Here is a 22,234-nt window from a genome sequence, read left to right on the forward strand (position 1 = left end):
TCAGCGGGCGGCGACCTCGGTGCCAGGGGGCAGCCACCGGGGCGTCGCCACCGCGCAAGACATTCCGCCCGCTGCGTTTGTCCGGCGTGTTTCGGGGGACCCGCGGCGCACGCCCCGGCTCGGGCTCGCCATCCCGGCGGCCCGGAGTCCGGTGGTGTGCGGCCGGGCCGACCGGCCGTTCTCCGCGCAGGATTGACGGGCGGCGACTCCGGGCATACAGCGCGGGGATGATGAAAGGAGGACAGCATGGCTGACGTCGCGAGTCGCAGCACGTCCCGGAACGGGAGCGAGCCGTCCACCGCGGAGCTCATCCAGCGGGCCACCGAGCAGGTCTCCCGCCTGGTCCGGGACGAACTGGCGCTGGCCCGGGTGGAACTCACCCGCAAGGGCAAGCACGCCGGCATCGGGATCGGCCTGTTCGGCGGCGGCGGGGTGATGGCCCTCTACGGCGCGGGGGCGCTGGTCGCCACGGTGATCCTGGCGCTCGCGCTGGTCCTGCCCGCGTGGCTGGCCGCCCTGATCGTGGCGGTGGCGCTCTTCCTGCTCGCCGGGGTTCTCGCCCTGGTCGGCAAGACGCAGGTCAGCCGTGCTGTCCCACCGGTGCCGGAGGCGACGGTCCGCAGTGTCCGGGCGGACGTCGACACCGTCGCCGCCGCGGTGAAGGACGGGAGACGGGGATGACCGGCAACGGACGCGGCGATGTGGAGGCGCTCCGTGAGGAGATCCGCCGCACGCGGGTGGAACTCGGTGAGACGATGGAGCTGCTGGCCGCCCGGGCCGACGTGAAGGCCCGGCTGCGGGAGTCTGCCGAGCAGGCGAAGGGGCGCATGCGCGAGCAGGCCGCCCAGGCCGTGGCCCGGGTGCGCGGGCAGGCGACGGCGAAGTCCCGGTTCGCCCGGGAGCAGGCGGCCGGGAAGGCCCGGCTCGCCCGGGCCCGGACGTCCGGGAAGGGCAGGGCGGTCGCGCCCTGGGCGGCCGTCGCGGCCGGCGCGGTGGCGACCGTGGTGGTGCTGCTGATCGTGCGCGGGAGGCGTAGGTGAGCAACAGGATCGGCAAGGTGGCGTACAAGCCCGTCGGGGTGCTGCTCGGGGTGGCCGCCGGTACGGTCGCCGGGGCCATCTTCCGGCAGGTCTGGCGGATCACGGCGGGCGAGGGCGACGCGCCGAGCGCCACCGACGAGGAGCGGGGCTGGGGCGAGATCCTGGCCGCCGCGGCGTTGCAGGGGGCCATCTTCGCGGTCGTCCACTCGGCGGTGGCCCGGGGCGGGGCGGTCGGCGTACGCCGGCTCACCGGCCACTGGCCCGACTGATCAGTTACGCACGGCAGGCCCTCTTTTCGCCAGCGCGGGAAGGGGGCCTTTCGCACGGCTCGCACAGCCCGGCCAGTGGACCTTTGACAACCGTCAGGTCACATGTCGGAGAATTTCGTCGGGTAGGCTGTGCAGAGTTTTTGCGTACGTGGTTTGCTGTCTCACGCTGTTGAGAGACGCGTGGGTTGAGAGAAGTCTCCTTCACCGGGGGCCGCCTCAGGCGCCGCTGCTCGAAAACGGCCAACCGGCCGCACGGCGTGCTCGGCCGCCAGTTTTAGAAGGAGATACACATGGCGCAGGGAACCGTGAAGTGGTTCAACGCTGACAAGGGCTTCGGCTTCATCACCGTCGACGGCGGGGGTGCTGACGTGTTCGTCCACTTCTCGGCCATCCAGACCAGCGGCTACCGCACGCTGGAGGAGAACCAGCGGGTGGAGTTCGAGATCGCCCAGGGTCAGAAGGGTCCGCAGGCCGAGCAGGTCCGCCCCCTCTGAGCGACGAATTGCCGGCCGCGCCGGCCGGCACGAAGCCCCGCTTCCCGCTTCCGGGACGCGGGGCTTTCCGCCTCTGGACGCGTTCCTCGGGTTCAGGTACGCCGGCGCCGGGCCCGCAACCCGTACCAGAGCACGACGAGTCCGATCAGGACGACGATCGGGCCGATGACCACCCAGATCCGTTCGCCGGTCATCATGCTGCCGTCCACGTAGCCCAGTCCCTGCAGCGTCCAGACCGCACCCAGCACGACGGCCAGCAGCCCCAGGGTGAGCCGGAACCAGCCTTTCATCGTTCCCCCTCCGACGACGCCCGCCCGACTCCAGGATGCCCGCCGGCGGCGGTCCGCGGCGACGCCGCGCCGACGCCGCCCACGGGCCGGGTCACCACCGCCCGTGCACCTGCGGCCGGATCAGCTCGTCGTAGGTCTCGCGGACGGCGGCCAGCTCCCCCTCGGTCAGCGGCGGCAGGTCGGCCGCGGCGGCGTTGCGCCGGGCCTGCTCGGCGTTGCGTGCGCCGGGGATGACCACGGTGACGCCGGGCTGGTCGAGGATCCAGCGGAGCGCGAACTGGGCCATCGTCCGGTCGGCGCCGACCAGCGGCGCGAGCCGGCGTACGGCGGCCAGGCCGAGGTCGTAGTCCACCCCGGAGAAGGTCTCGCCGACGTCGAACGACTCGCCGTGCCGGTTGAAGGTGCGGTGGTCGTTCGCGGGGAAGGTGGTGTGCTCGTCGTACCGCCCGGAGAGCAGGCCGCTGGCCAGCGGCACCCGGGCGATGATGCCGACCCCGGCCGCCGCGGCGGCGGGCAGCACCCGGTCCAGGGGCTTGTGCCGGACCGCGTTGAGGATGATCTGCACGCTGGCCACCCCGGGGCGGGCGATGGCGGTGAGCGCCTGGTCGCAGGTCTCGACGCTGACCCCGTACCCGGCGACGCGCTGCTCTGCGACCAGCGTGTCCAGCGCGTCGAAGACCCGGTCGTCGGCGAAGACCGCGGTGGGCGGGCAGTGCAGCTGCACCAGGTCGAGGGTGTCCATCCCGAGGTTGGCCCGGGACCGGTCGGTCCAGGTCCGGAAGTTGTCCAGGGTGTACGCCTCCGGCGTCTGCGGCACCCGCCGGCCCATCTTGGTGGCCACCGTCAGCCCGCGCCCGGGGCGCTCGCGCAGGAACCGGCCGATCAGCTGCTCGCTGCGGCCGTCGCCGTACACGTCGGCGGTGTCCAGGAAGGTGACCCCGGCGTCCACGGCGGCGGCGAGGACGGCCATCGCCGTGCTCTCGCTGACCTCACCCCAGTCGGCGCCGAGCTGCCAGGCGCCGAGTCCGACGATGCCCACCTGCCGGCCGAGCCGGTCGAAGCTGCGGTGTTCCACGCCGGAGAGCCTAGTGAGCGGCTTGCCGGTTCTCGCGGCGGGCCGTAGGGTCTAGCAAGACGTACGTACGGTTTGGAGGCCGTCATGTGGGATCCCAGCACCTACCTGCGCTATGGCGACGAGCGGTCCCGGCCGTTCCACGACCTGCTGGCCCGGGTCCCGGCGGAGCGGCCCCGCGCGGTCGTCGACCTCGGCTGTGGCCCGGGCACCTTGACCACGACCCTCGCCGCCCGCTGGCCGGACAGCCGGATCTCCGGCCTGGACTCCTCCGCCGAGATGATCGCGCAGGCCCGCGCCCAGACCCGGGTCCGTAGCCTGGCTGCGGCCGGCACCCTGGCCGAAGTGGTCACCTTCTCGGTCGGGGACGTGCGCTCCTGGCGGCCAGAGCCGGACGTCGACGTGGTCGTCTGTAACGCGGTGCTCCAGTGGGTGCCCGGCCACCAGGAGCTGCTCGCCCGATGGGTCGCCGAGCTGCCGTCCGGCGCGTGGCTCGCGGTCCAGGTGCCCGGCAACTTCGCCGCCCCGTCGCACCGGTCACTGCGCGAGCTGGCCGGGCACGACCGGTGGCGGGACACGCTCGCCCCGCTGCTGCGCGAGGCGCCCGTCGACGACCCGGTCGACTACGCCGCGCTGCTGGCCGGTACGGGCTGCGCGGTCGACGCCTGGGAAACTACCTACGTGCACCTGCTTCCCGCCGCCGCGGGCGCGGACCACCCGGTGCTGAGCTGGATGGAGGGGACGGCGCTGCGCCCGGTCCGGGCCGCGCTCGACGCCGCCGGCTGGGCCGACTTCCGCGCCGAGCTCGGGGTACGGCTCGCGCAGGCGTACCCGGTGCGGCAGGGTCAGGTGTACTTCCCGTTCCGCCGGATCTTCGTGGTCGCCCGTACCGGCGCCCGCGCCGAGGAGAATCTGTGACCGACCTGCCCACGTTCATCGCCGGACTGCCCAAGGTGGAGCTGCACGTGCACCACGTCGGCTCTGCCTCGCCCCGGATCGTCGCCGAGCTGGCCGCCCGGCACGAGGGGCGCAGCCCGGTCCCGGCCGACCCGGAGCGGCTCGCCGACTACTTCGCCTTCCGCGACTTCGCCCACTTCATCGAGGTCTACCTCAGCGTCGTGGACCTGATCCGCGACCCCGAGGACGTCTGGATCCTGACCCACGAGGTGGCCCGCGAACTGGCCCGGCAGCAGGTCCGGTACGCCGAGCTGACCGTCACGCCGTACTCGCACGTGCGGCGGGGGATCCCGGCGCCGGCGTTCTGCGAGGCGATCGAGGACGCCCGCAAGCGGGCCGAGGCGGACTTCGGCATCGCGCTGCGCTGGTGCTTCGACATCCCCGGCGAGGCGGGGCTGCCGGCCGCCGAGGAGACCCTGCGGATCGCGCTGGAGCAGCGTCCGGACGGGTTGATCAGCTTCGGCCTGGGCGGGCCCGAGATCGGGGTGCCGCGGCCGCAGTTCAAGCCGTACTTCGACCAGGCCCGGGCGGCCGGGCTGCGCTCGGTGCCGCACGCCGGCGAGACCACCGGCCCGGAGACCGTCTGGGACGCGCTGCGGGAGCTGGGCGCGGAGCGGATCGGCCACGGTGTCTCCGCCGTGCTCGACCCGGAACTGCTCACCTACCTCGCCGAGCGGCAGATCCCGTTGGAGGTGTGCCCCACCTCCAACGTCCGCACCCGGGCGGTGGCGAGCATCGAGGAGCACCCGCTGCCGCAGTTCGTCGAGGCCGGGGTGCTGGTCACCGTCAACTCCGACGACCCGCCCATGTTCGGCACCACCCTCAACGACGAGTACGCGGTGGCCGCCCGGCTGCTGAATCTCGGCCGGGACGGGCTCGCCGCGCTGGCCCGTAACGCGGTCACCGCCGCGTTCCTGGAGCCCACGGAGCAGGCCCGGATCAGTGGCGAGATCGACGCGTACCTGGCGACCGCGACGCGCTGAGCGCACCGGCGGCGGTCAGGTCAAGCCGGGGTGGTGCGACGCGACGGGGAGTGGCGCGCGACGGGAGCGGATGTGGGGGGACCGACTCCCGCCGCGCGCACGGCCCCACCGGCCGGATGGTGTGACGGGGCGTCCCGGCCGACGGAACTGATGGGTTCGCCTTCTGATCCTGGCAGCCCACGAGGGCAAGTCGACCGCCGTTAATCCAGTCCTAAGGAAGACTTGCGCCGGCGCACAACCAGCGCGTCAGCGCGGGCGCCGCCAGCGGCGGCCGGTCTTCTGCTCCCGGGCGTCCCGCGCCATCCGCCCCACCAGGCCGAACCGGTTGACCGGCCGGGGCGTCGCCTCGGGGTCGGCGAGCAGCATCACCACGCTGGCCCCGCCGAGCCGGGCCCGGTCGATGCTGACCGACCCGTTGGCCTGCAGCGCCACCCGCTTGGCGATGTCCAGCCCCAGCCCGGTGGAGCCCTGGTCGCTGGCGCCCCGGCGCAGCGCCCGGTCGGGGTTCGCGATGCCCGGGCCGGCGTCGTCGATGCGCAGCGCCACCCACCCGTCCCGCCGGCTGACCGCCACCTCGAAGGCGGTGCCCTGTGGGGTGTAGCGGAAGACGTTGCCGATCACCGCGTCGAGCGCGGCGGCCAGCTCGGCCCGGGGCACCGGGACCGGGATGCGCAGCTGCGCCCCGACCACCCGGTGCGGGCGGTTCTGGTCGCCGGCCAGCGCCGCCCAAAAGATCATCCGGTCCCGGACCACCTCGCTGGCGTCGCAGGTGGCCGGGCCGGTCTCCTGGCTGACCGCCTTGCGGGTCGTCTTGATCAGCTGGTCGACCTCGCCCTCCAGCGTGGCAATCGCCTGGCGGATCCGCCGGATGCCCCGGCGGCGGTCCAGCTCCGCCGCGCTGAACGTGCCGATGCTGGTGTCGTCGGACTCCAGCGCCTCGGCGTCCAGTCGCAGCGCGGTCAGCGGGGTACGCAGCCGGTGGGACAGGTCGGCGACGAGTTCGCGCTCGTCGGCGCGGAGCGCGACCAGGCGCTCCGCCATCCGGTTGAACGCATGCCCGGCCTCGGCCAGCTCCCGCGGGCCGGTCGGGTCGACCCGTGACCCGAGGTCACCGTCGCCGACCGCGAGCGCCGCCTTGACCAGTTCGCCGGTGGCGTCCACCGCGCGGGCGGCCACCCGGTCGACCACGATCACCGCGGCCCCGACCAGCGCCACGGCCACCGCGAACAGCAGCAGCCACCGCTCGACGGAGCCCTCGTCGAGCACCGTCTCGGGGACGAAGACCTCCACCACGGCCATCTTGTCGCCGAGCACCACCGGGTCCAGCCGCAGCACGCCGCCGGGCACGTCGGTGACCACCGAGCGGCGCCCGGTGCCGGCCCGGTCCAGCGCCGTGGCGTCGGCCCGGCCGCCGGACTCGTCCGCGCCGATCCCGTGTACGACCGGCCGTGGCGTGCGCTCGTCGCCGGCCGCCGCCACTGCCCGCCGGACCACCTCCGGGTCGGTGCTGGCCGCGAGCGCGCCCGTGACCAGGGCGCTGCGCCGGGCCGCGTCGGCCAACTTGTCGTCGCGCGCCTGGTCGCCGAGGGTGATCCCGAGCGGAATGAGGAAGGCGAGCGCGACGAGGCTGCACATGCCGGCCGTGAGCCAGGCCAGCGCCGGCCTCAGTCCGGCGCCACCAGCCGGAAGCCGACCCCCCGCACGGTGCGCAGGTAGCGCGGCTTCGCTGCGGACTCGCCCATTTTGCGGCGCAGCCAGTATAGGTGAACGTCGATGGTCTGGTCCTCGCCGACCGAGGGCTGCCGCCATACCTCCTCCAAGAGTTCGCGCCGGGACACTACCCGGCCGGGACGCGCGGCGAGATACGCCAGCAGGTCGAACTCCTTACGGGTCAGGGCCAGCGGCTCCCCGTCCAGCACCGCGCTGCGCTCGCCGACGTCCACCCGCAGGCCACCCACCGTGTGCACGGCCGGCGCGACGGTACGGCTGGCCCGGCCCGCCCGGCGGAGCACCGTGGTGATCCGGGCGTCCAGGTGGGCGCCGGTGAACGGCTTGACCATGTAGTCGTCGGCGCCCGCCCGCAGCAGGCGTACCACGGACTGCTCGTCGTCCCGCGCGGTGGCGATGATGATCGGCACGTCGGTGATCCCGCGCAGCATCCGCAGCGCGTCCGAGCCGTCCAGATCGGGCAGGCCGAGATCGAGCACGACCAGGTCGGGTGTCTCGGCGGCGACCCGGCGCAGTGCGTCCAGCGCCGTGCCGACGGCGTGCACGGCGTGCCCCCGGTCGGTGAGGGAGCGCAGCATGGCGCCGCGTACGACGTGATCGTCTTCGACCAGGAGGACGGTTGCCACGTCAGCACCGTACTCGGGGTGGCAAGTTGATCGCGTTGCGGCGCATCTGGGAACCGGGCAAGCTGGGACGACGATGACGTTCACCCTCTTCCCCGACACCCGCCTGGCGCTCGCCCGCGACGCCCTCGCCGGCCTGTCGGTCGGCGACGCCCTCGGCTCCCAGTTCTTCGTCCCCGGCCGGCACCCGGCGGACCTCGCCGCCGGCCGGCTGCCCGCGCCGCCGTGGTCCTGGACCGACGACACCGAGATGGCCTGTTCCGTGGTGGCCGCGCTGGGCGGTACCGGGCGGATCGACCCGGACGGGCTGGCGCTCGCTTTCGCCGAGCACTGCGAGCCGTACCGCGGCTACGGTCCGGGCGCGGTGACCATCCTGCGGCTGATCCGCACCGGTACGCCCTGGCCGGTGGCCGCCGCGTCCGCGTTCGACGGGCAGGGCTCCTGCGGCAACGGCGCCGCCATGCGGGTCGCCCCGCTCGGCGCCTGGTACGCCGACTCGATCCGCCGCGCCGCCGACCAGGCCCGCGCCTCCGCCGAGGTGACGCACGCCCACCCGGAGGGGATCGCCGGGGCGGTCGCGGTGGCGGTGGCCGCCTCGCTGGCCGCCCGGGCCCGGCTCGACGGGGACCGCCCCGAACCGGCCCGGCTGCTCAATGCGGTGGCCGGCGCCCTGGATCCGGCCGGCGAGGTCCACCGGGGCGTACGCCGGGCCGCCAAGCTGCTCGGCCAGTCGGCCGCCGCAGTGGTCGACGCGCTCGGCAACGGCTCCCGGGTCACCGCGCAGGACACCGTCCCGTTCACCCTCTGGGTCGCCGCCACCCACCTCGGCGACTACCCGACCGCGATCCGGGTCTGCGTCGAGGCGGGCGGGGACGTGGACACCACGGCGGCGATCGTCGGCGGGGTGGTCGCCGCGTACACCGGGATCGGCACGCCGGGCGGGGTGCCGGACGGCTGGCTCGCCGCCCGCGAACCCCTGCCCGACTGGCTCCCCGCCCACACCTGACCTCACCCGCACCCACCGTGCGCCACAAGATCCGCGCCTGGCGCCCATCCGCCCGCGCAGGGTTCGCCCACTTTCGCGCCCGGCGGCGAAAGGTTCAACGCGGGGGCCGAACTCGTCCGGCCACGGATCGGGACAGCGCGGCGTCGCCGACGGTGCGGAAAGGGCGACCGATAGCATCGCAGGGGCCGGTAACCGGCACATTCGAACCCATCGACGACAGGAGTCACCGTGTCCGCACCCCGTACCCCCGTCGTGGCCGACCCCGTCGTCGTCGCCGCCGGGACGACGGCGGCCGACGCGGTGGCGGCGGCCGGGCTGCCCACCACGGGCCCGAAGGCGATCGTGGTGGTCCGCGACCCCCAGGGCGTGCTGCGTGACCTGGACTGGAAGCCGGCGGAGGAGACCGCCGTCGAGCCGGTGAGCCTCGACTCGCCGGACGGGCTGAACGTGCTGCGCCACTCGACCGCGCACGTGCTCGCCCAGGCGGTGCAGGACGTCTTCCCGGAGGCCAAGCTCGGCATCGGGCCGCCGATCGAGAACGGCTTCTACTACGACTTCCAGGTCGACAAGCCGTTCCAGCCGGACGACCTGGCCAAGCTCGAGAAGCGGATGCAGGAGATCGTCAAGTCCGGGCAGCGGTTCCGCCGGCGCCGCTTCAACAGCCTGGACGAGGCCCGGGCCGAGCTGGCCAACGAGCCGTTCAAGCTGGAGCTGATCGACGTCAAGGGGGAGGGGCTCGACTCCTCGCAGGTGATGGAGGTGGGCGGCGGCGAGCTGACCATCTACGACAACCTCGCCGCCGCCGAGGACAAGGTCTGCTGGTCGGACCTGTGCCGCGGCCCGCACCTGCCGAACACCCGGCTGATCGGCGCGTTCAAGCTGATGCGCTCGGCCGCCGCGTACTGGCGGGGCTCGGAGAAGAACCCGCAGCTGCAGCGGGTGTACGGCACCGCGTGGCCGACCCGGGACGAGCTCAAGGCGTACCTGAAGCTGCTGGAGGAGGCCGCCCGGCGCGACCACCGCAAGCTCGGCGCGGACCTGGACCTGTTCAGCTTCCCCGACGAGATCGGCTCGGGCCTGGCGGTCTTCCACCCGAAGGGCGGCATCATCCGGCGGGAGCTGGAGAACTACTCGCGTCGCCGGCACGAGGCGGCCGGGTACGAGTTCGTCAACAGCCCGCACATCACCAAGGCGCAGCTCTTCGAGACCTCCGGTCACCTGCCCTACTACGCCGACACGATGTTCCCGCCCATGCAGCTGGAGGGCGCGGACTACTACCTCAAGGCCATGAACTGCCCGATGCACAACCTGATCTTCAGGGCGCGCGGGCGGTCGTACCGGGAGCTGCCGCTGCGGCTCTTCGAGTTCGGCACGGTCTACCGGTACGAGAAGTCCGGCGTGGTGCACGGCCTGACCCGGGTCCGCGGCCTGACCCAGGACGACTCGCACATCTACTGCACTCGCGAGCAGATGCCGGGCGAGCTGACCACCCTGCTCACGTTCGTGCTCGACCTGCTGCGCGACTACGGTCTGGACGACTTCTACCTGGAGCTGTCCACCCGGGACGACTCGCCGAAGTTCATCGGCTCGGACGAGGACTGGGCGGAGGCCACGGAGGCCCTGCGCAGCGCCGCCGAGGCCTCTGGGCTGGACCTGGTGCCCGACCCGGGCGGCGCGGCCTTCTACGGCCCGAAGATCTCGGTGCAGGCCAAGGACGCGATCGGCCGCACCTGGCAGATGTCCACCATCCAGGTCGACTTCAACCAGCCGGAGCGGTTCGGCCTGGAGTACCAGGCGGCGGACGGCAGCCGGCAGCGGCCGGTGATGATCCACCGGGCCCTCTTCGGCTCGATCGAGCGCTTCTTCGGTGTGCTCACCGAGCACTACGCGGGCGCCTTCCCGGCCTGGCTGGCGCCGGTGCAGGTGATCGGCATCCCGATCCGCGACGAGCACACCGACTACCTGCACGGCTTCGTGGCCGCGCTGCGCGCGGAGGGGATCCGCGCCCAGGTGGACTCCGGCACCGACCGGATGCAGAAGAAGATCCGCAACGCCCAGCAGCAGAAGATCCCGTTCATGGTGATCGCCGGTGACGACGACGTGGCCGCCGGCACGGTCTCGTTCCGCTACCGGGACGGCTCGCAGCGCAACGGTGTGCCGATGGCCGAGGCGGTGACCCACGTGCTCGACGTGGTCAACTCCCGCACCAACTCCGGCCCGTCGGCGGAGAGCTGATCGCCGGCCCGGCGGCGGCTGGGCGTGACGTGCCGCGAATGGCGGAGTCCCGATGCCGGGGCACCGCCATTCGCCGCGTCTGGTGCCCGGCACCGGCGACCAGGCACCCGGGTTGATCGGGGTGCGGTGACCGTAGGATCGGCGCTGTGACTGGGGCGGATCGGCACTTCGAGAACGGCACCGACAATGGTCTGGCGGATGGGCTGGAACGGCTCTGGACCCCGCACCGGATGACCTACATCTCTGGCGAGGACCGGCCCGAGGGCGGCTACGAGAAGCCCGCCGGCTGCCCGTTCTGCCTGGCCCCCGGCCTGCCGCCGGACGAGAGCCTGGTGGTCGCCCGGGGCGAGCACGTCTTCGTGGTGCTCAATCTCTACCCGTACAACCCGGGGCACCTGCTGGTCTGCCCCTATCGGCACGTGGCCGACTACACCGAGTTGGACGCGCCGGAGACCGCCGAGCTGGCGGCGTTCACCAAGGACGCCATGCGGGTGGTCCGCCACGTCTCCAACGCGCACGGCTTCAACCTGGGCCTGAACCAGGGCGGGGTGGCTGGTGCCGGTATCGCCGCCCACCTGCACCAGCACGTGGTGCCGCGGTGGGGCGGGGACGCGAACTTCATGCCGGTCATCGGCCGGACGAAAGTGCTGCCCCAGTTGCTCGCCGACACCCGCGACCTGCTCGCCAAGGCCTGGCCCGCCTGATCCGGAGCGCGGCGGGCCGACGGGCGCGGGTCCGGCCGGCGTGCCGGTGCGGCTGGAGTCGGTCGGTAACGGCCGTCAGCGGGTCCGGCCGCGGCGCGTCCGGCGACGCGCACTGGTGGCCGTCCGCTCGGCCGCCTCGGCCCGGTCGGTGGCGAGCGCGGCGCGGACGGTGAGCTGGCGCAGCCGCCGCTCCACCATCCGGTCGCCGTGCCGGGCGATCCAGACGCAGACCGCGGCCAGCGGCAGCTCGACCAGTGCGGCCAGCAGCACCGACAGCGCCAGGTCCGGCCCGGCGGGGGTGGTGATGACGTCGAACCAGGCGTCCACCACCAGCATGGTCGCGGTGGCGCTGGCCGCCAGGGCGACCTGCCGGTGCCCCCGGTACGCCTGTACCGCGGTCAACGCCAGCATCACCATCAGCCCCAGGTCGAAGCCCACCCAGGCGGCCCGGTAATGCACGATGACGGCGTGCCGGGGCAGCGTCAGGGCCAGGTAGCCGATCCAGGGCAGGGTGAGCAGCGCCAGCACCGCGAAGGTGGGTGCCACCCAGCGGGGCGCCGGTGGTACGTCCGTCGCCCGATGGAGCTGTTCCGCCGCCGTGCCCATGGTTCCTCCAGGCCGCGGTAGTGCCTCGGCGCCAAGATTGGCAACTGCCGGCGCGCCGCCCTTCGACAGTACGATCTCCCGCATGGCATTGCTGCACCGCGCGGAACTGCGCCCGTCGAAGCTCGACCTGCTCGCCGCCTGGCTGCCCGGCCGCCCGTGGTTCGCGGGTACGGCGGGCGCCGACGTCACCCGGGTGGCGACCTACCGCTTTGACGACCCGGCCGGCGAGGTCGGGATCGAGACCCTGCTCGTCCGGGTCGGCGACGGGCCCGTCCTGCAGGCGCCGCTCACCTACCGGGGTGCGCCACTGCCCGGTGCCGACGCCTGGCTGGTCGGCACCACCGAGCACTCCGTGCTGGGCCCGCGCTGGGTGTACGACGCCTGCGCCGACCCGGTCTACCCGCCGGCCCTGGCCGCCGCCGTCCTGACCGGCGTCGGGCCGGCGGAGGAGTACTTCGAGGCGGACGGGCGCCGGGAGGTCCGCCCGCCGAACATGACCGTGACCGGCGGCCGGGCCGGCGCGGGCGAACCGCCGGTGGTCGGCGCGCCCCGGGAGGTGGTCGACGGCGACCCCACGCTGATCCGGACCGACCCGGTCGAGCTGGCCGTCATCCGGCGGCCGGTACCCGGTGAGGCCCCCTCCGACGCCTGCCTGACCGGCACCTGGCCGGGGCAGGCCACCCCGCTCGTGCTGGCCTACGCCGTGTCCCGCTGACCGTCCACCGGGCCCGGGCACCCCTCGGTGGCGTTTCCGCCCCCGGTGCCCGCCGCCCGCCCTGACGGACCCCGCGCACCTCGCCGCGCCGCCGGGATGGCCGCAGATTCCCGGGAAGGGTGGCCTCCCGAGCTGTGGAGGCCACCCTTCCCGCGAAAGTGCGCGCACGGCGTGCCGACGACCCCGGGGGTCAGGAGCGGGCGGTGTGCTCCTTGCGGACCTGCTCGGCGAGGTGGGCGGGCATCGGCTCGTACCGGGCGAACTCCCGCCGGAAGGTGCCGGTGCCGGCGGTCATCGAGCGCAGCTCGACCGCGTACCGGAGCAGCTCGGTGGCGGGCACCTCGGCGCGGACCAGCGTCCGCCCCTCGGCGTCCGGGTCCGGTTCGGTGCCCAGCACCCGGCCGCGCCGGCCGGAGAGGTCGCCCATCACCGCGCCCACCGACGAGTCGGGTACCCGGATGGTCACCTCGTCGACCGGCTCCAGCAGCGTCGGCTGCCCCTTCTCGGCGGCGTCACGCAGGGCCAGGCCGCCGGCGGTCTGGAACGCGGCGTCGGAGGAGTCGACGCTGTGCGCCTTGCCGTCGAAGAGGGTCACCCGCAGGTCCACCACCGGACAGCCGGCGACCAGGCCGCGCTCCATCTGCGCCCGGACGCCCTTCTCCACCGACGGGATGTAGTTGTGCGGGACCGCGCCGCCGACCACCTTGTCCACGAACTCGAAGCCGCCGCCGCGGGGCAGCGGCTCCACCTCGATGTCGCAGACGGCGTACTGGCCGTGGCCGCCGGACTGCTTGACGTGCCGCCCGTGCCCCCGGGCGGCGCTGGTGAACGTCTCGCGCAGCGCCACCCGGACCGGTTCGGTCTCCAGCTCCACCCCGCCGGCGCGCAGCCGGTCGAGCACCACGTCGGCGTGCGCCTCGCCCATGCACCAGAGCACCAGCTGGTGGGTCTCCGGATTGCGCTCCAGCCGCAGGGTCGGGTCGCCGGCCACCAGCCGGGCCAGGTTGCGGGCCAGGGCGTCCTCGTCGGCCCGGCTCTTCGCCACGATCGCCACCGGCAGCAGCGGCTCGGGCATCTCCCACGGGGCGATGAGCAGCGGCTCCTCCTTGGCGGAGATGGTGTCGCCGGTCTCCGCGCTGCCCGACTTGGTGATCGCGCAGAGGTCCCCGGCGACTGCGGCGGGCACCTCGCGCAGCGTCGCGCCGAGCGGGCTGTAGAGGTGGCCGACCCGCTCGTCGGCGTCGTGGTCGGCGTGGCCCCGCTCGGCCATGCCGTGCCCCGACACGTGGATCACCTGGTCGGGGCGGAGGGTGCCGGAGAAGACCCGGACCAGGGAGACCCGCCCGACGTGCCGGTCGACGGTGGTCTTGACCACCTCGGCGACCAGCGGGCCGTCCGGGTCGCAGGCCAGTGGCGGCCGCGGCGAGCCGTCCACCCCGGTGACCGCCGGCAGTTCGTGCTCTAGCGGCGACGGGAACGCCGCCACCAGGCCGTCGAGCAGCACGTCCAGGCCGACCCCGGTCTCCGCGCAGACCGGCACCACCGGGTAGAAGTGCCCCCGGGCCACCGCCGTCTCCAGGTCGGTGATGAGCACCTCGGTGTCGATCTCCTCGCCACCGAGGTAGCGGTCCATCAGGGTCTCGTCCTCGCTCTCCGCGATGATCCCCTCGATCAGCTCGTTGCGGGCCTCCTGGATGGCCGGCAGGTGCTCCGGATCCGGCTCCCGCACCGTGGCCGGCGACCCGTTCGAGTAGTCGAAGACCCGCCGGGTGATCAGCCCCATCAGGCCGACGACCGACACGCCGTCGTCGCCGAGCATCGGCAGGTAGAGGGGGAGCACGTTGTCGCCGAAGACGCGCTGGCAGAGCGCCACCGCCTCGTCGAAGTCGGCGCGCGGGTGGTCCAGCCGGCTGACCGCGACGGCGCGGGGCATGTCCACCGCGGCGCACTCCTCCCAGAGCGCGGCGGTGGCGGCGTCCATCCCGTCGACGGCGGAGACCACGAACAGCGCGGCGTCGGCGGCCCGCAGCCCCGCGCGCAGCTCGCCGACGAAGTCGGCGTACCCGGGGGTGTCCAGGAGGTTGACCTTGACGTCGTGGTGGAGCAGCGGGGCGCAGCAGAGGCTCACCGAGCGCTGCTGGCGTACGGCGGCGGGATCGTGGTCGCAGACCGTGGTGCCGTCGGTGACTGTGCCGGCCCGGCCGATCGTGCCGCTGGCCGCGAGCAGGGCCTCGACCAGTGTGGTCTTGCCCGTTCCCGAGTGCCCGACCAGCACCACGTTGCGAACCCTGCCGGGCTCGGTCACCACCGGCGCGCCGCCGGTGACCCCCTTCTCCTGATTTTTCTGCGCCATCGCGGCGCACCTCCCTCAGCCGGTGGTGGGTGGCGACCGCCGCGCGCGACGGGGAAGCGGGCCCGAGCGGGTACCGCGGCGATATCCTCCGGTGGTCTCCTGGACGACGGGTTCTCGGACGGAGGGACGGTGAGCTGGCTCACCTCCCTCGCTCGATCTCACACCCGATGCCGACCCGGCACAAGCCTGCCTGGCGGGTCGGGACGACCAGCCGTGTCGTGCGCGGCCGTCGGCCGTTATCGTGGGACCGCCATGGCGAAGATCTTCCAAGTGACGGCCCGGGCGGGCATGACCCGCGTCGTGGAGCCGGTCGCGCGCGGGCTGCTCCGCGCGGGCGTGTCCCCCAACGCGGTCACCGTGACCGGCACCCTCGGCGTGCTCGTCGGCGCGCTCGGCTTCGGCGCCCGCGGTCAGCTTGTCGCCGGTGCGCTGATCGTCACGGTCTTCGCGCTCACCGACCTGCTCGACGGCACGATGGCCCGGATGAGCGGCGGCTCCACCCGCTTCGGCGCCTTCCTCGACTCGAGCATGGACCGGATTGCCGACAGCGCGGTCTTCGGCGCGGTCGCGTACTGGCTGGCCACCCAGCACCACTACTCGGGGGTGGCGGCGGCGCTGCTCTGCCTGGCCGCCGGGGGGCTGGTGTCGTACGTCAAGGCCCGCGCCGAGGGCCTGGGCATGACCGCCAACGTGGGCATCGCCGAGCGCACCGAGCGGCTGCTGATCGTCGGGGTGGGCGGCCTGCTCACCGGCCTTGGCGTCACACCGGCGCTGCCGATCGCGCTCTGGCTGCTCGCTGCGGTCTCGATCTTCACGGTCGGGCAGCGCATGGTCCACGTGTACCGGCAGGCGCAGCAGGTCGGCCACGAGTGAACCTCACCGAGCTGGGTCTCGTCGCCGGCTGGCGGGTGGCCCGGGCGCTGCCCCGGCCGGTGGTCGCCGCCGCCTTCCGGGCGGGCGCCGACCGCGCGCACCGCAAGGGCGGCGGGGGTACGGCCCGACTCCGCGCCAACCTGCGCCGGGTGGTCGGCCCGGAGGTGCGCGAGGCGGAGCTGGACGAGCTGGTCCGGGCCGGTCTGCGGTCGTACGCGCGGTACTGGATGGACGCGTTCCGGCTGCCCGCCCTGAGCCGCCAGGAGATCCTCGCCGGGTTCCGCCTCGAGGGCGCGGACATGCTCGGCGCCGACGTGGCGTCCGGCCGGGGCGCGGTGGTCGCGCTGCCGCACGCCGGCAACTGGGACGCCGCGGGCGCCTGGGTGGCCGCCACCGGCTGGCCGATCACCACGGTGGCCGAGCGGCTCAAGCCGGAGGCCGTCTACGAGCGGTTCCTGGCCTTCCGGCAGGGCCTCGGCATGGAGATCCTGCCCACCCGGGGCGGTGACCGGCCGGCGTTCGACGTGCTGCTGGACCGGGTGCGGGCGGGCGCGGTGGTGCCGCTGCTGGCCGACCGGGACCTCTCCGCCCGCGGGGTGGAGGTGGACTTCTTCGGCGCCCGGACCCGCATGCCGGCCGGCCCGGCCCTGCTGGCGATCCGGACCGGGGCGCCGCTGTACGTGACGTCGATGTGGTACGAGCCGGAGATCGCCTGCGGAGCCCTGGCCCGGTTGGAGCTGCCCGATCCGGACAGCGGCCCGCTGGACGAGCGGGTCCGCCTGCTGACCCAACGGATTGCCGACGGTCTGGCGGCGGGCATCGCCCGGCATCCGGAAGACTGGCACATGTTGCAGCGGATGTGGCTGGACCAGCGCGCGACGACCGACGGCGGCACGGGCGCCCCGGCAGCGCCGCCGGCCAGCGCCGGGACCATCTGAGGGAGCGGGCGCAAATGCGGATCGGCATCGTGTGCCCGTACTCCTTCGACGTCCCCGGCGGGGTGCAGAACCACGTCATGGACCTGGCCGAGGCGCTGATCGGGCTGGGGCACGAGGTGAGCGTCCTGGCCCCGGCCGACGAGGACTCGCCGCTGCCGCCGTACGTGGTGCCGGCCGGCCGGGCGGTGCCGCTGCCGTACAACGGCTCGGTGGCCCGGATCGCGTTCGGCCCGGTCTCCACCGCGCGGGTGCGGCGCTGGATCACCCGGGGCGACTTCGACGTGCTGCACGTGCACGAGCCGCTGACCCCCAGCCTGTCGATGCTGGCCGTGCTCTGCGCGCGCGGCCCGGTGGTGGCCACCTTCCACACCGCGATGACCCGCTCCCGGGTGCTCTCGGCGGCCCAGGGGGTGCTGCAGATCCTGCTGGAGCGGATCACCGCCCGGATCGCGGTCAGCGCCCTGGCCCGCAAGGTGCAGGTCGAGCACATGGACGGCGGCGCGGTGGAGATCCCCAACGGGGTGGCGGTGGCGAAGTTCGCCGGCGTCGAGCCGCTGCCCGGCTGGCCGGGGGAGTGTGGGCCGGGCACCGGCGGGACGCTCGGTTTCCTGGGCCGGTTCACCGAGCCCCGCAAGGGCTTCCCGATCCTGCGGGACGCCTTCGTCGCGCTCGCCCCGCACCGGCCCGGGCTGCGCCTGCTGGTGGCCGGGCCGGGCGACCCGGACGACCTTTACGGGCAGTTCCCGGCCGAACTGCGGGACCGGGTCAGCTTCCTCGGCCGGGTCTCCGAGGCGGACAAACCTCGCATGCTACGCAGTCTGCACCTCTACGTGGCGCCGAACACCGGCGGGGAGTCGTTCGGGATGATCCTCACCGAGGCGCTCGCCGCCGGCACCACCGTGGTGGCCAGCGACCTCGACGCCTTCCGCCGGGTGCTGGACGGCGGGCGGGCCGGGCAGCTGTTCCCGACCGGCGACGCGGCGGCGCTGCGCACCGCCGTGGCGGGGCTGCTCGACGACGCGGACCGGCGGGCGGCGCTGACCGCCTGCGGCGAGCAGGTTGTGGCGAGCTTCGACTGGCCCGTGGTTGCCCGCCGCGTTGTGGAGGTATACGCAGCGGCGATCGAGGCCACCGACGGCCGGGTGATGGACCAGGAGTGGGTGGGGCTGGGCTGAGCCCGGTGGCCGGTGGGGTCGATGTGACGAGCGCGTCGGCCGGTGGCCGCGCCGGTTCGGACGGGAACGGAGCAGCACTACGATGCCGGGCATGTGGTGGGTGGTGGGCACGGTCCTGGCCGTCGGGCTCGTCGCGGCGTACCTGATCTGGACGGCCGGCCGGGTCGAGCGGCTGCAGGCCCGCGCGGAGTCCGCGACCCGGGCGCTCGACGCCCACCTGCTGCGCCGCGCGGCCGCCGCCGCCGTGCTGGCCGAGCGGCGCTACGGCGTGGAGCTGTACGCGGCCGCCCGGATCGCCCTGGACGCCGTACCCGAGGAGCGGGAGGCCGCCGAGAACGACCTCACCCGGCAGCTGCGCGCGGTCGAGCTGGACCCGGACGACCCGGCCGGCGAGGCGGTGATCGCGGCCAGCCGGCGGCTGGCCCTGGCCCGGCAGGTGCACACCGACCTGGTCCGGGACGCCCGGGCGGCCCGCGGCCGCCCCCTGGTACGCCTGTTGCGGATGGGGCGCCGGCACGACTGGCCGCAGTACTTCGACATCGACGACCCCACCGTCACCACCCGGGCCGACGTCACCACGGGCTGACCGTCCCGGTCCCCGCACCCCGCGCCCACCAGGCGTGACGGCGACCACAGAGCAGGCCACCGTGGGTCTGATTGGCTGTCGGATCGGCGTTCACCCCGTCGTAGCATTTTTCGCAGCCACCCCCCGAGCACGCCCAAGGAGCGATGACCCGTGCCCGAATCCACCTCCCCGAACACCAACGCCACCTCCGTCGTCGGCACCGCCCGCGTCAAGCGGGGCATGGCCGAGATGCTCAAGGGCGGCGTGATCATGGACGTGGTCACCCCCGAGCAGGCCAAGATCGCCGAGGACGCCGGCGCGGTCGCCGTCATGGCGCTGGAGCGGGTGCCCGCCGACATCCGCGCCCAGGGCGGCGTGTCCCGGATGAGTGACCCGGACATGATCGACGGCATCATCAACGCCGTCTCGATCCCGGTCATGGCCAAGGCCCGGATCGGCCACTTCGTCGAGGCACAGGTCCTGCAGTCCCTCGGCGTGGACTACGTCGACGAGTCCGAGGTGCTGACCCCGGCCGACTACGAGAACCACATCGACAAGTGGGCCTTCACCGTCCCGTTCGTCTGCGGCGCGACCAACCTGGGCGAGGCGCTGCGGCGGATCACCGAGGGCGCGGCCATGATCCGTTCGAAGGGCGAGGCCGGCACCGGTGACGTCTCCAACGCCACCACCCACATGCGCAAGATCCGCAAGGAGATCCGCCGCCTCCAGTCGCTGCCGGCCGATGAGCTGTTCGTCGCCGCCAAGGAACTCCAGGCGCCGTACGAGCTGGTCAAGGAGGTCGCCGAGACCGGCAAGCTGCCGGTGGTGCTGTTCACCGCGGGTGGCATCGCCACCCCGGCCGACGCGGCCATGATGATGCAGCTCGGCGCCGAGGGCGTCTTCGTCGGCTCGGGCATCTTCAAGTCGGGCAACCCGGCCCAGCGTGCCGCCGCGATCGTGAAGGCCACCACCTTCCACGACGACCCGGACGTGCTGGCCAAGGTCTCCCGCGGCCTGGGCGAGGCGATGGTGGGCATCAACGTCGACGAGATCCCGCAGCCGCACCGGCTGGCCGAGCGCGGCTGGTGATCCCGGCGGGCGGGCCAGCCGGCCCGCCCCCGCACCCGCGGGCCCGGCGGTCCGCGACGACGCGACGACGAAGGAGCGACGACGCGATGAGCGACACACCCGTGATCGGGGTGCTCGCCCTGCAGGGCGATGTGCGGGAGCACCTCGCCGCGCTGGCCGGGGCCGGCGCCCACGCCCGCCCGGTGCGCCGTCCGGCCGAGCTGGACGCCGTCGACGGGCTGGTCATCCCGGGCGGCGAGTCCACCACCATCAGCAAGCTCGCCGACATCTTCGGGCTGCGCGAGCCGATCGACAAGCGGATCGCCGCCGGCATGCCGGTGTACGGGTCCTGCGCCGGCATGATCATGCTGGCTGCCGAGGTGCTGGACGGCCGCCCCGACCAGCGGGGCTTCCAGGGCATCGGGATGACCGTCCGGCGCAACGCGTTCGGCCGGCAGGTCGACTCGTTCGAGGCGCCGGTGGAGATCGACGGGGTCGACGGCGAGCCGTTCCACGCCGTCTTCATCCGGGCCCCGTGGGTCGAGCGGGTCGGCGCGGGCGTCGAGGTGCTCGGCCGGGTCACCGAGGGTCCGGCGGCCGACCGGATCGTCGCGGTCCGGCAGGGCAATCTGCTGGCCACCTCGTTCCACCCGGAACTCACTGGCGACCTGCGGGTGCACCGCTACTTCGTGGACCTGGTCCGGGCCGCGGCCTGAGCCTGGGAGCAGCCCTTCCCTGCCCTCGCCGGCAGGTTCACCGGCCCGCGGTTGCTGTCCTCCGGCAACGGCCGGCCGGCCCGCCGGCCAGCTGCCGCGCCCCGGCACGGGTGCCGGGTGTGACATGCGGGGACGCCGTCTCGGTAGGATTGCCGCGGTTCGGCAGGGCCATCGCTCGCCGCAGCCGTCCACGCGGAGCCGCCCGGCCAGCACCATCCGTTCCGGTTGACCGTGGACTCGGCGCGGGAAGTCGACGCAGGCGTGGATCATCAAACGGAGGTATGAGATGTCTGGCCACTCAAAGTGGGCGACCACCAAGCACAAGAAGGCCGTCATCGACGCCAAGCGCGGCAAGATGTTCGCCAAGCTGATCAAGAACGTCGAGGTGGCGGCCCGGACCGGCGGCGGTGACCCGGCCGGCAACCCGACCCTCTACGACGCCATCCAGAAGGCGAAGAAGAACTCGGTCCCGAACGACAACATCGACCGCGCGGTCAAGCGCGGCTCCGGCCTGGAGGCCGGCGGCGCCGACTACCAGACGATCATGTACGAGGGCTACGGCCCGAACGGCGTCGCGCTGCTCATCGAGTGCCTCACCGACAACCGCAACCGCGCCGCCACCGAGGTGCGCACCGCACTGACCCGCAACGGCGGCTCGTTCGCCGACGCCGGCTCGGTGTCGTATCTGTTCTCCCGCAAGGGCGTGGTGATCGTCCCCAAGGCGGGCACCACCGAGGACGACGTGATGATGGCGGTCCTGGACGCCGGCGCCGAGGAGGTCAACGACCTCGGTGAGGCGTACGAGGTGGTCTCCGAGCCGGGCGACCTGATCGCGGTGCGCTCCGCCCTGCAGGACGCCGGCATCGAGTACGAGTCCGCCGAGTCCTCCCTCGTGCCCAGCGTCAGCGTGCCGCTGGACGAGGAGGGCGCGCGCAAGATCTTCAAGTTGATCGACGTCCTCGAGGACTGCGACGACGTGCAGAACGTGTACGCGAACTTCGACGTCTCCGACGAGGTCATGGCGGCAGTCGGCTGAGCCGGCGGTGACCGGGTGCGGTTTGCGCCGGGCGACGTCGTCGTCCGGCGCGAGATCATGGCCTCCGCCGGGTCTGCATATACGTACCTCCGGGATATATCATCGTGCGGGAGGTGTATTTCATGGCCAAGACTCTGTTGGATCTCGATGAGGATCTTCTGGCGGAAGCGACCGCTGCGCTCGGCACCGCCACCAAGAAGGAGACGGTGACGGAGGCCCTCCGACAGGCTGTGGAGTCCAGCCGCGAGCGCCGGCAGCGGGCCTTGGCCGACCTTCAGGAGGTCGCCGACGAGGGGGGCTTCCACTTCGAGCGGCTCAACGAGCTCGACCAGTGAAGTATCTGGTCGACACGAGCGCTCTGGTCCGCATGGTCCGTCGTCAGGTCGATTCGAGCTGGTCCGACCTCGCCGCCCGTGGCCTGATCGCCATCTGTGACCCGGTGCTCGTGGAAACCCTGACTATCGCCGACGCCAAGGCCTACGACCGGGTTGAGCGGGGGCTGCGAGACCTGTACCCATGGGTTCCGGTTCCCGACGATGCCTGGCAGGTCGTGCGGGCGGTGCGGCAGGAACTCGCCAGCCAGAGCGCTCATCAGGGCCTGTCCGTCGCGGATCACCTGGTGATCGCCACCGCCATCCGCCTGAAGTTGGTCGTACTTCATCAGGACGCCGACTTCGAGGCCGCGGCCAGGCTGGTGCCGCAACTGAGCCAGGAGCGGATCAGCTGACCCTGCGCCGCTGGTGATCGGATTGCTCGTGACGGACCGCGAGACCGCGCCGACGCGGCCA

At 73.4% G+C, this 22,234-nt stretch carries 25 protein-coding genes; 19 read left to right on the forward strand and 6 right to left on the reverse strand.

Going from position 1 to position 22,234, the window contains the following annotated elements:
• Nucleotides 1-246 precede the first annotated feature (246 nt).
• The 4 genes from ACGF4F_RS35810 to ACGF4F_RS35825 all read left to right on the forward strand — a co-directional run bounded on the left by ACGF4F_RS35810 (nucleotide 247) and on the right by ACGF4F_RS35825 (nucleotide 1,803).
• Nucleotides 247-681, forward strand: a complete 435-nt coding sequence (locus ACGF4F_RS35810) for a phage holin family protein (RefSeq protein ID WP_357446124.1) — start codon at nucleotides 247-249, stop codon at nucleotides 679-681.
• A complete protein-coding gene (locus ACGF4F_RS35815; RefSeq protein ID WP_357446121.1) occupies nucleotides 678-1,040 on the forward strand; it encodes a DUF3618 domain-containing protein in 363 nt (120 codons plus the stop codon). Before ACGF4F_RS35810 ends, ACGF4F_RS35815 begins: the two co-directional genes overlap by 4 nt.
• Nucleotides 1,037-1,309 (forward strand): DUF4235 domain-containing protein, encoded by a 273-nt coding sequence (locus tag ACGF4F_RS35820; RefSeq protein WP_073839488.1) that lies wholly within the window; start codon nucleotides 1,037-1,039, stop codon nucleotides 1,307-1,309. Before ACGF4F_RS35815 ends, ACGF4F_RS35820 begins: the two co-directional genes overlap by 4 nt.
• Before the next feature lie 290 nt (nucleotides 1,310-1,599).
• Nucleotides 1,600-1,803: a cold-shock protein gene (locus ACGF4F_RS35825; protein WP_011905669.1), complete on the forward strand. Its 204-nt coding sequence runs from the start codon at nucleotides 1,600-1,602 to the stop codon at nucleotides 1,801-1,803.
• 92 nt (nucleotides 1,804-1,895) lie between these two features.
• Here the strand turns inward: ACGF4F_RS35825 and ACGF4F_RS35830 are convergent, their stop codons facing one another.
• Together ACGF4F_RS35830 and ACGF4F_RS35835 are read right to left on the reverse strand one after the other, a co-directional pair.
• Nucleotides 1,896-2,093 (reverse strand): hypothetical protein, encoded by a 198-nt coding sequence (locus tag ACGF4F_RS35830; RefSeq protein ID WP_357446116.1) that lies wholly within the window; start codon nucleotides 2,091-2,093, stop codon nucleotides 1,896-1,898.
• 91 nt (nucleotides 2,094-2,184) lie between these two features.
• Nucleotides 2,185-3,168, reverse strand: coding sequence for an aldo/keto reductase (locus tag ACGF4F_RS35835; RefSeq protein WP_357446113.1), 984 nt, complete (start codon nucleotides 3,166-3,168; stop codon nucleotides 2,185-2,187).
• Nucleotides 3,169-3,252: 84 nt separating this feature from the next.
• Between ACGF4F_RS35835 and ACGF4F_RS35840 the strand changes: the two genes are divergently transcribed.
• Nucleotides 3,253-4,083, forward strand: coding sequence for a trans-aconitate 2-methyltransferase (locus tag ACGF4F_RS35840; protein WP_357446111.1), 831 nt, complete (start codon nucleotides 3,253-3,255; stop codon nucleotides 4,081-4,083).
• Entirely contained in the window at nucleotides 4,080-5,105 is a 1,026-nt protein-coding gene (locus tag ACGF4F_RS35845; RefSeq protein ID WP_357446107.1) for an adenosine deaminase, read from the forward strand. The genes ACGF4F_RS35840 and ACGF4F_RS35845 overlap by 4 nt, the downstream gene beginning before the upstream one ends.
• 246 nt (nucleotides 5,106-5,351) lie before the next feature.
• Here the strand turns inward: ACGF4F_RS35845 and ACGF4F_RS35850 are convergent, their stop codons facing one another.
• Together ACGF4F_RS35850 and ACGF4F_RS35855 are read right to left on the reverse strand one after the other, a co-directional pair.
• A complete protein-coding gene (locus tag ACGF4F_RS35850) occupies nucleotides 5,352-6,740 on the reverse strand; it encodes a HAMP domain-containing sensor histidine kinase (protein ID WP_357446104.1) in 1,389 nt (462 codons plus the stop codon).
• A 29-nt stretch (nucleotides 6,741-6,769) separates the two neighbouring features.
• Entirely contained in the window at nucleotides 6,770-7,459 is a 690-nt protein-coding gene (locus ACGF4F_RS35855) for a response regulator transcription factor (RefSeq protein WP_064448739.1), read from the reverse strand.
• Between the two features lie 73 nt (nucleotides 7,460-7,532).
• Here ACGF4F_RS35855 and ACGF4F_RS35860 point away from each other — a divergent pair, with 73 nt between their 5' ends.
• From ACGF4F_RS35860 to ACGF4F_RS35870, 3 genes are all read left to right on the forward strand, one after another.
• On the forward strand, nucleotides 7,533-8,462 hold the full coding sequence (locus ACGF4F_RS35860) for an ADP-ribosylglycohydrolase family protein (protein ID WP_357446101.1): 930 nt from the start codon (nucleotides 7,533-7,535) through the stop codon (nucleotides 8,460-8,462).
• A gap of 228 nt (nucleotides 8,463-8,690) precedes the next feature.
• Nucleotides 8,691-10,697, forward strand: a complete 2,007-nt coding sequence (gene thrS, locus ACGF4F_RS35865) for a threonine--tRNA ligase (RefSeq protein WP_357446098.1) — start codon at nucleotides 8,691-8,693, stop codon at nucleotides 10,695-10,697.
• 146 nt (nucleotides 10,698-10,843) lie between these two features.
• On the forward strand, nucleotides 10,844-11,401 hold the full coding sequence (locus tag ACGF4F_RS35870; RefSeq protein ID WP_073839480.1) for an HIT domain-containing protein: 558 nt from the start codon (nucleotides 10,844-10,846) through the stop codon (nucleotides 11,399-11,401).
• A 75-nt stretch (nucleotides 11,402-11,476) separates the two neighbouring features.
• On the opposite strand, the gene ACGF4F_RS35875 is transcribed toward ACGF4F_RS35870, so the two are convergent.
• Nucleotides 11,477-12,007: a hypothetical protein gene (locus ACGF4F_RS35875; RefSeq protein ID WP_393084760.1), complete on the reverse strand. Its 531-nt coding sequence runs from the start codon at nucleotides 12,005-12,007 to the stop codon at nucleotides 11,477-11,479.
• Between the two features lie 82 nt (nucleotides 12,008-12,089).
• Between ACGF4F_RS35875 and ACGF4F_RS35880 the strand changes: the two genes are divergently transcribed.
• Nucleotides 12,090-12,722: a hypothetical protein gene (locus tag ACGF4F_RS35880; protein ID WP_357446091.1), complete on the forward strand. Its 633-nt coding sequence runs from the start codon at nucleotides 12,090-12,092 to the stop codon at nucleotides 12,720-12,722.
• A gap of 190 nt (nucleotides 12,723-12,912) precedes the next feature.
• Here ACGF4F_RS35880 and ACGF4F_RS35885 read toward each other — a convergent pair whose 3' ends face one another.
• Complete coding sequence (locus ACGF4F_RS35885) at nucleotides 12,913-15,075, reverse strand: elongation factor G-like protein EF-G2 (protein WP_357446088.1); 2,163 nt, start codon at nucleotides 15,073-15,075, stop codon at nucleotides 12,913-12,915.
• A gap of 252 nt (nucleotides 15,076-15,327) precedes the next feature.
• Between ACGF4F_RS35885 and pgsA the strand changes: the two genes are divergently transcribed.
• The 9 genes from pgsA (at nucleotide 15,328) to ACGF4F_RS35930 (ending at nucleotide 22,173) form a co-directional block, all read left to right on the forward strand.
• The gene (pgsA, locus tag ACGF4F_RS35890) at nucleotides 15,328-15,948 is read left to right on the forward strand and encodes a phosphatidylinositol phosphate synthase (RefSeq protein WP_073839476.1); all 621 of its coding nucleotides are present in this window, start codon (nucleotides 15,328-15,330) and stop codon (nucleotides 15,946-15,948) included.
• A complete protein-coding gene (locus tag ACGF4F_RS35895) occupies nucleotides 15,945-16,886 on the forward strand; it encodes a phosphatidylinositol mannoside acyltransferase (protein WP_357446084.1) in 942 nt (313 codons plus the stop codon). Before pgsA ends, ACGF4F_RS35895 begins: the two co-directional genes overlap by 4 nt.
• Before the next feature lie 14 nt (nucleotides 16,887-16,900).
• Complete coding sequence (locus ACGF4F_RS35900) at nucleotides 16,901-18,061, forward strand: glycosyltransferase family 4 protein (RefSeq protein WP_357446081.1); 1,161 nt, start codon at nucleotides 16,901-16,903, stop codon at nucleotides 18,059-18,061.
• Between the two features lie 91 nt (nucleotides 18,062-18,152).
• Nucleotides 18,153-18,647, forward strand: coding sequence for a hypothetical protein (locus tag ACGF4F_RS35905; RefSeq protein ID WP_393084765.1), 495 nt, complete (start codon nucleotides 18,153-18,155; stop codon nucleotides 18,645-18,647).
• Nucleotides 18,648-18,797: 150 nt separating this feature from the next.
• A complete protein-coding gene (gene pdxS, locus ACGF4F_RS35910; RefSeq protein WP_357446075.1) occupies nucleotides 18,798-19,715 on the forward strand; it encodes a pyridoxal 5'-phosphate synthase lyase subunit PdxS in 918 nt (305 codons plus the stop codon).
• Nucleotides 19,716-19,801: 86 nt separating this feature from the next.
• Entirely contained in the window at nucleotides 19,802-20,410 is a 609-nt protein-coding gene (pdxT, locus tag ACGF4F_RS35915; protein ID WP_357446072.1) for a pyridoxal 5'-phosphate synthase glutaminase subunit PdxT, read from the forward strand.
• Nucleotides 20,411-20,696: 286 nt separating this feature from the next.
• On the forward strand, nucleotides 20,697-21,446 hold the full coding sequence (locus tag ACGF4F_RS35920) for a YebC/PmpR family DNA-binding transcriptional regulator (RefSeq protein ID WP_073839471.1): 750 nt from the start codon (nucleotides 20,697-20,699) through the stop codon (nucleotides 21,444-21,446).
• A 122-nt stretch (nucleotides 21,447-21,568) separates the two neighbouring features.
• Nucleotides 21,569-21,781, forward strand: a complete 213-nt coding sequence (locus ACGF4F_RS35925; RefSeq protein WP_073839675.1) for a type II toxin-antitoxin system VapB family antitoxin — start codon at nucleotides 21,569-21,571, stop codon at nucleotides 21,779-21,781.
• Nucleotides 21,778-22,173, forward strand: coding sequence for a PIN domain-containing protein (locus ACGF4F_RS35930; protein WP_357446068.1), 396 nt, complete (start codon nucleotides 21,778-21,780; stop codon nucleotides 22,171-22,173). The genes ACGF4F_RS35925 and ACGF4F_RS35930 overlap by 4 nt, the downstream gene beginning before the upstream one ends.
• Nucleotides 22,174-22,234: the final 61 nt, after the last annotated feature.

Source organism: Micromonospora sp. NPDC047740, assembly GCF_043204735.1.
Classification (GTDB): Bacteria; Actinomycetota; Actinomycetes; order Mycobacteriales; family Micromonosporaceae; genus Micromonospora.